Source organism: Bacillus sp. GbtcB10, assembly GCF_019091365.1.
GTDB lineage: Bacteria > Bacillota > Bacilli > Bacillales > Bacillaceae > Bacillus > Bacillus altitudinis.
Genome location: NZ_JAGXJP010000322.1, coordinates 1 through 245 on the forward strand (window position 1 = coordinate 1; position 245 = coordinate 245).

Annotated in this window: 1 protein-coding gene; it reads left to right on the forward strand. The window is 39.6% G+C overall.

All coding sequences use genetic code 11. The features are described 5' to 3' along the window. A partial coding sequence (locus KVT11_RS20380; protein WP_483297938.1) for a DNA polymerase III subunit beta family protein occupies positions 1–245 on the forward strand: 245 nt, incomplete at both ends.

Genomic DNA, 245 nt, shown 5'->3' on the forward strand with positions numbered 1-245 from the left:
CAGAATTTAATTTAAACGGCTTAGATGCTGAAGAATATCCGCATCTGCCACAAATTGAAGAGCATCATGCTTTCCAAATTCCAACAGATTTGCTTAAAAACCTTATCCGTCAAACGGTTTTCGCAGTGACCACCTCAGAAACACGACCTATCTTGACAGGTGTAAACTGGAAGGTTGAAAAAGGTGAATTAAAATGCACAGCAACGGATAGTCAACGTCTTGCTTTAAGAAAAGCGAAGTTGGAT